This is a genomic window from Rhodanobacter sp. C06, from assembly GCF_002001105.1.
In the GTDB taxonomy this organism is placed as follows: domain Bacteria; phylum Pseudomonadota; class Gammaproteobacteria; order Xanthomonadales; family Rhodanobacteraceae; genus Rhodanobacter_A.
Map to the genome: position 1 here is coordinate 1 of NZ_MUNP01000033.1, position 7998 is coordinate 7998.

The following is a 7998-nucleotide window of genomic DNA, read 5'->3' on the forward strand; positions in this document are numbered from 1 at the left end:
GGCCGAACACCAGCACCTCCACGCTGCGGTCGGAGGCCTCGCTGTCGCTGCCGGCGGTGCGGTCGAGAATCTCCTGCCGGCTGAATGCGCGGCCGCGATGGCGAAGCAGCAGGCCCAGCACCGCGAATTCACGCGGGGTGAGCGCCAGCGGCTGGCCGGCCACGCTCACGCTGTGCGAGCGTGGGTCCCAGGACAGCGCGCCGTGGCTCAGCACGGTGGGCTGGGCTTGCTGCGGGCGCCGCGCCAGTGCGTGCAGGCGGGCCACCAGTTCGTCGAAGGAGAAGGGCTTGACCAGGTAATCGTCGGCGCCGGCGTTCAGCGCCTCGATGCGGTCGGGCACCTGGTCGCGGGCGGACAGCACCAGCACGCGCGGCCGGCGCCCGCCCGCGGGCAGGCTGCGCAGCACGCCGATGCCGTCCAGCCGCGGCAGCATCAGGTCCAGTACCACCAGTTCGTAGTCGTAACTGGCCAGGAAGCCACAGGCCTCCACGCCGTCGCCGGCCGCGTCCACGGTGAAGCCGGCGCCCTCGAGGCCGTGGCGCAGGGTCTGGCGCAAGCGTTCGGAATCCTCCACCAGCAGCAATTTCATGCTGTTTCCCTTGTCGAAGCCATGGGCGAGCCTGCCTATTGTGGCTGGAGCGGCTTAGCAAAACATTCGTCTTTGCGCACCGTGCACCGCGCATCGACAGTCGGCGCGGGCAACCGCTATAAAGATCGTCTATTCGGGGAGTGGACCGTGAGTGAAGAAATCCTGATCAACGTGACCCCGCGCGAGACGAGGGTGGGCGTGGTCGAGAACGGCATGTTGCAGGAAGTGCATGTCGAGCGCGCGTCGAAGCGCGGCTACGTGGGCAACATCTACAAGGGCCGGGTGCAGCGGGTGATGCCGGGCATGCAGGCCGCGTTCGTGGAGATCGGGCTGGGTCGCGCGGCCTTCCTGCACGCCTCGGACATCGTGCGCCCGCCCGTCGCCGAGGGTGCGGAACCGGCTGCCCATGGCAACGGCAACGGCCACACGCCGTCGATCAGCGAACTGGTGCACGAGGGCCAGGAGATCATCGTGCAGGTGGTGAAGGACCCGATCGGCAGCAAGGGCGCGCGGCTGTCCGCGCACTTGTCGATCCCCTCGCGCTACCTGGTGCTGCTGCCGCATGCGCACACCCTGGGCATCTCGGCGCGCATCGAGGACGAGGCCGAGCGCGCGCGCCTGCGCGAGGTGATGGGCAGCCTGGTCGGCGAGAACCCGCTGGGCTACATCGTGCGCACCAACGCGGAGGGGCAGAGTGCCGAGTCGCTGGCCTTCGACGTGACCTACCTGGGCAAGGTCTGGCGTGTGGTGCAGGAGAACATGGTCAAATCCAAGGTGGGCGAGCGCGTGTACGAGGAGCTCTCGCTGCCGCTGCGCAGCCTGCGCGACATGCTCACCGACGACATCGAGAAGGTGCGCGTGGATTCGCGCGAGACCTTCGAGAAGGTGGTGAAGTTCGTGCACAAGTTCATGCCCAGCCTGGACGACCGGGTGGAGCATTACGACGGCGAGCGACCGATCTTCGACCTGTACAGCGTGGAGGACGAGATCCAGCACGCGCTGAAGAAGGAGGTGCCGCTGAAGTCGGGCGGCTATCTCGTGGTCGACCAGACCGAGGCGATGACCACGATCGACGTGAATACCGGCGCCTACCTCGGCACGCGCAACCTGGAGGAAACCGTCTACCGCACCAACCTGGAGGCGGCGCAGGCGGCGGCACGGCAGCTCAGGCTGCGCAACCTCGGCGGCATCATCATCATCGACTTCATCGACATGATCGACGAGGAGCACAAGCGCCAGGTGCTGCGCATGCTGGCCAAGGGGCTGGCGCGCGATCACGCCAAGACCACGGTGTACCCGATGTCCTCGCTGGGGCTGGTCGAGATGACCCGCAAGCGCACCACCGAGAGCCTGGAGCGCCAGCTGTGCGAACCCTGCCCGGCTTGCGCGGGGCGCGGCACGGTGAAGACCGCCGAGACGGTGACCTACGAGATCTTCCGCGAGATCACCCGCGCGGTGCGCCAGTTCAACGCCGAGAAGCTGCTGGTGATGGCCAGCCCCGCAGTGGTCGGCCGCATCCTCGAAGAGGAGTCCGCGGCGGTGGCCGAACTGGAGGAGTTCATCTCCAAAAGCATACGCTTCCAGGCCGAGGAACATTATTCGCAGGAACAGTTTGATGTGGTGCTGCTGTAAGCGCCGGTCCGCGTGGCTGGTTGTTTGCCCGTCGCTCCCGCGCAAGCGGGAGTCCGGTGCTTTTGCGCTTGATGACCTGCAGGCGCTGTCTGCCTGCTTGTGCGGGCACGATGTCGTGAAGGGCGTGGATGCCTTCGACGGCGCGGCCTGCCGTCGATGAACGCGGGTTGGCTGCGTCGGCTGCACCTTTGCGCACGCGCGCTGGGCTGGGTCGCCGGCATCGCCGTGATCGCGCTGGCCGTGCTGATGGCGCTGGCACAGCTGCTGCTGCCAATGTTGGCGCGGCATCCGGAATGGGTGGCGCGCGAGCTTTCCGCGAAGCTGCAGCGCCCGGTGAGCTTCGCCTCGCTGCAGGGCAAGTGGACCGGCTCCGGCCCGCTGTTCGTGCTGCGCGACGTCACCGTGGGCGTGCCGCCGGGCGGCCGGGGTACGCCGATCGAGATACCCGAGTCCGAGCTGCGGCTGGACTTCGGTGGTTGGCTGCCGTCGCGGCATCTGGTGAACCTGCGCACGCGCGGCCTGCAGCTGGACCTGAGCCGTGACGCGGACGGCAGCTGGCATATCAATGGCCTCGGCACCGGGGGCGGCGGCGAGCAGCAGCCCGGCTTCGGCCAGTTGTCGGTGGCGCTGTGGCTGGACAACCTGCAGCTGAACATCACCGACGCGGCCAGCGGCAAGCATTACAGCCTGATCGCCGACCAGTTGCGCCTGAGCCGGCAGGGCAGCCATATCCGCGTGGGCGCGCTGCTGCGCCGCGAAGGCGCACCGGGCGAGCTGCGCGGCGCGGGGCGCTTCCGCGACGACGGCAGCAGCGGGCGGCTGTGGCTGTCCGGGCAGAACCTCGACCTGGGCGCCCTGCTCGCCGGCGTGGACCTGGGCGGCTACGCCGTGCAGGCCGGTCACGGCAACGTGGCCGCGTGGCTGGACTGGAAGCAGGGCAAGGTAGTGCGCAATTTCACCCGCCTCGACCTCGACGGCCTGCGCATCGCCGGCGCGAACGGTCGGGTCGAAGTGCCCGCGCTGCGCGGCGAGGCCGAACTGAGCCGCAGCGCCGACGGTTACGAGCTGCGCTGGGCCGGTGACGACCAGGGCGCGCTGGCGGTCTGGCTGCACCATCCCGGCACGCCGCAACTGGCCGTGCAGGCGGCGGCGCGCAACCTGCAACTGGCACCGCTGCTGCCGTGGCTGGGCCTCGCGCCCAAGCTGCCGCCCGCGCTGGCGACGTGGCTGGGTGCGGGTCATCCGCACGGCAAGCTGGACGACGTGGCGCTGGCCTGGACCCAGGCTGGCGGACTGCAGCGACTGGCCGCCACTTTCAGCGACCTCGGCATCGATCCGGCCGGCGCGCTGCCCGGCGTGGACGGCCTCAAGGGCACGTTGCGCGGCGATGGCGAGGCGGTGTCGCTGGAACTGCCCGTGCAGGCGGCCACGGTGCGCGCGACGCACAGCTTCCGCCAGCCGTTCGTGATGTCGAAGCTGGGTGGCACGCTGGCGTTCTGGCACGCGGACGGCGACTGGCACCTGGGGCTGGATCCACTGGATTTCGAGGGCCAAGGCTACGGCGGCCAGTTGCGCGGCGAGATCGCCCTGCACGACGCCGGCGGCTCGCCGTTCCTGGACCTGTACGCCGCGCTGGGCCACGGCGACGTCACCGCCGCCAAGCTGTTCTGGCCGATCGATGCGATGCCGCCGCCCACCGTGGCATGGCTGGACCGCGCGCTGGTGAGCGGCAACATCGACCACGGCGAGGTGCTGGTGCGCGGCGACCTCAAGGACTGGCCGTTCCAGCACAACGAGGGCCGCTTCGAGGCGCACGCCGAGATCAGCAACCTCACGTTCCGCTACTCGCCCGACTGGCCCGAGGCCACCGGCATCCATGCCATCGCCAGCTTCATCAACAGCGGCATGCTGGTGCAGGCGGACGGCGGTTCCTCGCTGGGCGTGAAGGCGGACAAGGTGGTGGCGCTGATTCCCCAGTTCGCCGACGGCACGCTGGACCTCAACGTCGACGGCAGCGGCAGCAACGCCAGTCTGCTCGGCTTCGTGCTGAAGAGCCCCATCGCGAGCAAGCAGGCGGACCTGTTATCCAAGCTGAAACTGGGCGGCAGCAGCAGCTTCGGCTTCCATCTCTCGCTGCCGCTGGGCGCGGCGGAGAATTTCACCCTCACCGGCAATGCGCAACTGAGCAACATGGACGTGAGCGAACCGGACTGGAACCTCAAGCTGGACCAGCTCAGCGGCCCGGCCACGTTCGACGGCCACGGCTTCCACGCCGGCCCGCTGATCGGCAGCGCCCACCGCCAGCCGTCCACGCTGGACCTGGCGATCGCCGGCGCCACCGGTGATCCGGCCACCGTGCTGGCGGCCAGACTCAGCGGCAGCTACAGCTTCGCCGACCTCACCGAGGGAATCCCCACGCTGGACTGGCTCGATCCGCTGGGCAGCGGGCGCAGCCCCTTCGACATCGGCTTCAGCCTCACCGAGCCGGCGAACGGCGGCGCCTTGGTGCAGACGCTGACCCTGGATTCCACCCTGGCCGGCATGGCGCTGGACGTGCCGGTGCCGCTGAAGAAGTCCGCCGCCGAGACCTTGCCGCTGCACCTGGTGCTGACCCTGCCGTTGCAAGGCGCCGACCTCAAGCTGGCGCTGGGCGAACAGGCGCGCGGCCACCTGCGCCTGGCCGACGGCAGCAAGCCGCTGGCCGGCACGCTGGCGTTCGGTACGCAGATGCCCGTGGAACTGCCCGCGCAGGGGCTGCGGATCCGCGGCCATGCGGCGAAGCTGGACGTCACCGGCTGGGTGCAGCAGGCGGTCGCGCTGGCCGCGGGCAGCAACGGTGCCGCCGGCGACACCGGCGGCGGTCCGTCGCTGGAAAGCGTGGACGTGGGCACCGACCACGCCGAATGGTTCGGCCGTCCGCTGGGCGCGATGACCCTGCAGGCCACACCCGAGGTCGACCATCTGCAGGTGGAGGTGAACGGCCCCGCGATGGCCGGCCGCTTCAGTGTGCCGAGCAAGGAGCTGGACAAGCGCGGCATCACCGTACGTCTGCAACACCTGCACTGGCCGGGCAATCCACCCGCGCCCAGCGGCAAGGTGGCTGCCAGCCAGCCCGAGGAAAATCCCGCCAACACCGGCATCAATCCCGCCGCGTTGCCGCCGTTCCACCTGTGGGTGGGCGACCTGAGCTTCGGCGACGCGAAGCTGGGCGAGGCGCGGCTGGAGACGTGGCCCACCGCGCAGGGCATGCACATCGACCAATTGCGCGCGCTGTCGTCCAGCGTGCAGGTCACCGGCAGCGGCGACTGGAACGGCACGCCCACCGACAGCCACACCCGCATGCACATCGGCTTCGCCGCCGACGACCTCGGCAAGATGCTCACCGCGTTCGGCTACACGGGCCTCGTCAACGGCGGCAAAACCGAGGACCAACTCGATGCCAGCTGGCCCGGTGCGCCGTCCGCTTTCAGCCTCGTCAACGCCACCGGCACGCTGGGCATCCACGTCAACGACGGCCGCATCCCCGAGGTGGGGCCGGGCGTGGGTCGCTTGTTCGGCCTGGTCTCGCTGGCCGAGCTGCCGCGCCGCCTGACGCTGGATTTCGGCGACGTGTTCGGCAAGGGCCTGGGCTTCGACTCGATCACCGGCGAGTTCCGCCTCGCCGACGGCAGCGCCACCACGAACAACCTGGTCATCAAGGGCCCGGCCGCGCAGATCAGCATCACCGGCCGCACCGGCCTGCGCGCCAAGGACTACGACCAGTACGTGCTGGTCGTCCCGCACATCGGCAACAGCCTGCCGGTGATCGGTGCGGTGGTCGGTGGCCCGGTCGGCGCCGCCGCCGGCCTCGCCGTGCAGGGTCTGCTGGGCCACGGCCTCAACAAGACCGTCGGCGCGCGCTACCACGTCACCGGCAGCTGGGACAAACCGGTGATGACCCTGGTCGAGAAGCATGGATTGCCGGCTGCCGCACCTGCCGCCACCCAGCCGCCGCTGCTGCCCGCTGCGCCGTCTTCCAGTTCCGTCATCACGATGCCACTGCGCGACAGCCTGCAGGCGTTGCCGGCGGCGGCGTCATCGACGGGACGCTGATGCGGCTTTGATTTCGCGCGCCGCGCCCCCATTCTTTACCCACCCTTATCGCATCGACCAAAGACCCCCATGGATTCCCCGATCGCCCAGGCCCAGAGCCGGCTGCTGACCCCCGGCGGACTCGCCACCGGCGACCTCGAGCGCGTGTTCGCGCAGCTGATGGGGCCGTCCATCGACGCCGCCGACCTGTATTTCCAGCACTCGCGCAGCGAGTCGTGGACGCTGGAAGAGGGCATCGTCAAGGACGGCAGCCACTCCATCGAGCAAGGCGTGGGCGTGCGCGCGATCTCCGGCGAGAAGACCGGCTTCGCCTATTCCGACGAGATCGTGCTGCCGCAGCTGTTGGACGCCTCGAAGGCCGCGCGTGCGATCGCGCAAGATGGCCGCGGCGCGGGCCAGCCGCTGGCATTGGCCGGCGGTCGCGCGCTCTATCCTGCGATCGACCCGGTGGAAAGCCTGCCCAATCCCGACAAGATCGCCCTGCTGCGCGAGGTGGACGCCTACGCGCGCTCGCGCGACCCGCGCATCACCCAGGTCATCGTGAGCATGGCCGCCACCATCGACACCGTGCTGATCGCCGCTTCCGATGGCACGCTGGCGGCCGACGTGCGCCCGCTGGTGCGGCTCAACGTGCAGGTGATCGCCGAGGCGAACGGTCGCCGCGAGCAGGGCTATGCGGGCGGCGGCGGCCGCTACGGTTACCGCGAACTGATCGAGAACGGCCGTGCGCTGGCCTTCGCCGACGAGGCGTTGCGCCAAGCGCTGGTGAACCTCGACTCCGTCGACGCGCCCGCCGGCCAGATGACCGTGGTGCTGGGCCCCGGCTGGCCCGGCGTGCTGCTGCACGAGGCGATCGGCCACGGCCTGGAGGGCGACTTCAATCGCAAGGGCAGCTCCGCCTTCGCCGGCCGGCTTGGCCAGCGCGTGGCTGCGCCCGGCGTCACCGTGGTGGACGATGGCACGCTGCCCGGCCGCCGCGGCTCGCTCAGCGTGGACGACGAAGGCACACCGACCAACTGCACCGTGCTGATCGAGGACGGCATCCTCAAGGGCTACATGCAGGACAAGCTCAACGCCCGCCTGATGGGCATGGCGCCCACCGGCAACGGCCGCCGCGAATCCTTCACCGCGCTGCCGATGCCGCGCATGACCAACACCTACATGCGCAGCGGCAACCACGACCCCGAGGAAATCATCCGCTCGGTGAAGAAGGGCTTGTACGCGCCCAACTTCGGCGGCGGCCAGGTCGACATCACCAACGGCAAGTTCGTGTTCTCCGCCAGCGAGGCCTACCTGATCGAGGACGGCAAGATCACCGCACCGGTGAAGGGCGCCACGCTGATTGGTTCGGGTCCCGACGTGCTCACCCGCGTCTCCATGATCGGCAACGACATGAAGCTCGACGAGGGTGTGGGTATCTGCGGCAAGGACGGCCAGAGCGTGCCTGTGGGTGTGGGCCAGCCCACGCTGAAGATCGACGCGATGACGGTGGGTGGCACGGCTGCGTAACGTTGTCCCTTCGCCTCTCCTGCTTGCGGGAGAGGTTCTCCGCAGGGCTAGGGAAACTCTGATTTTGCCCCGTGGTCGAAGCTCGACCTGAGGACGGATGTTACGCGATGACGCCGAAGCAGATGAGCCTGTCGATGGAGCACGACGCCGGTTTCGAACGGCACCGCAAGGCGACG

General features: G+C 69.3%; 4 protein-coding genes. 3 read left to right on the forward strand and 1 reads right to left on the reverse strand.

What is annotated here, in order from left to right; genetic code table 11:
• Positions 1-589 (reverse strand): response regulator transcription factor (locus tag B0E52_RS03685; RefSeq protein ID WP_077481907.1); only part of this gene is annotated, 589 nt, incomplete at its 3' end.
• Positions 590-736: 147 nt separating this feature from the next.
• Here B0E52_RS03685 and rng point away from each other — a divergent pair.
• The 3 genes from rng (at position 737) to tldD (ending at position 7822) form a co-directional block, all read left to right on the forward strand.
• The gene (gene rng, locus B0E52_RS03690) at positions 737-2221 is read left to right on the forward strand and encodes a ribonuclease G (protein ID WP_077481909.1); all 1485 of its coding nucleotides are present in this window, start codon (positions 737-739) and stop codon (positions 2219-2221) included.
• Positions 2222-2377: 156 nt separating this feature from the next.
• Positions 2378-6313, forward strand: coding sequence for a YhdP family protein (locus B0E52_RS03695; RefSeq protein WP_077481911.1), 3936 nt, complete (start codon positions 2378-2380; stop codon positions 6311-6313).
• A gap of 69 nt (positions 6314-6382) precedes the next feature.
• Positions 6383-7822 (forward strand): metalloprotease TldD, encoded by a 1440-nt coding sequence (tldD, locus tag B0E52_RS03700; protein ID WP_077481913.1) that lies wholly within the window; start codon positions 6383-6385, stop codon positions 7820-7822.
• Positions 7823-7998 lie beyond the last annotated feature (176 nt).